The sequence below is a fragment of the Methanospirillum sp. genome (assembly GCF_035406105.1).
Lineage (GTDB): Archaea > Halobacteriota > Methanomicrobia > Methanomicrobiales > Methanospirillaceae > Methanospirillum.
In genome coordinates, this window is the sequence record NZ_DAONKG010000382.1 from 1 (window position 1) to 1,082 (window position 1,082).

A 1,082-nucleotide genomic window follows, 5' to 3' on the forward strand; every position below is an offset into this window, starting at 1 on the left:
CGATAGCATGGGTTTCCGGGTCCCAGACAATTCCAACAAGGAAAACCTTCTTTGAATTGGCCAGGTATTTATCATGATATCCCTTCATCTCTATCTGCTTGAGAGGGCGTATATGTGTGCTTTTTTTCGTATCCTTTCACCTTGAATCAAATATCCAAATTACATTCCTGGTTTGGACAGACAGATCAATCTGCCCCTTATTAGTCACATCCTCCGGTATAACCATAAAGCCGAGGCTGCATAACCAGGAGTAGAAAACACTGGCATAATATCCCTCAAAACGGGAAATTGGATTGTTTCTATACCAGTCATGGGGAATAGGAGCAAACAATGCATGAATCAGTGTTTTCAGATGTTCAAAATCTCCCACTTCCAACACTCTTCGGTGATCAGGAACCGGAATTGATGCAGTATCAGGACCAAGATATGAGAGAATGAAACGGTTAAATGACTCTCTAACCTCCCGGTTTGGAAATCCTAGTCTGTACCATGTCCCGATATCCGGATTACTCTCCCATGACCTGATCGTAAGATATCCTGCCTGGAAAAGGAGCGTCTCGATAGTAATTTTTTCAGGATCAAAAGACCGCAGGATCTCGTCTCCAGCAACCATACCATCATATTCTGCGGGTATCTTCGGTTTTTTCTTCCAGATGTCAATAAGAAAGGATGGGGTGCCGGTTTCAAACCAGTATGCTCTGAAAATACCTTTGGAGAACAGGAGGAGGATATCAAAGGGGTTATAAATCTGTTCTCCGCTCCATGAATAACCATTATACCATTCCCTGATTTTATCTTCATCGAAATCTGAAAGATATTCATGGAATATGGTTTTCAAATCACGTTCTGTATCCGCAAATTGCAGAATATTCATGATCAAGAGTGATATCGTTCAGGTTATTGAGACCTGAAAAATCCCTGTTTTTACAAGTTTAGATACTCCGGTGATCATAACAAATTTCAGGCTTGAATCAAGAGATTTCAGGCCGCCATAAAAGTCTCTCAGAATATCGCGCATTTCTCCAGCAATTTCAGGATTTTTCAGGGTATCGAGGATAGATTTGTCATATTCATCAATAAGA

1 protein-coding gene and 1 pseudogene are annotated in these 1,082 nt (G+C 40.9%); both read right to left on the reverse strand.

Annotated elements, in window-relative coordinates; all coding sequences use genetic code 11:
• Positions 1-874, reverse strand: a pseudogene (locus PLA23_RS13680) (PD-(D/E)XK nuclease domain-containing protein); the annotation flags it as partial.
• 18 nt (positions 875-892) lie between these two features.
• Positions 893-1,082: AAA family ATPase (locus PLA23_RS13900; RefSeq protein WP_502883638.1), on the reverse strand; the 190-nt coding region annotated here is incomplete at its 5' end.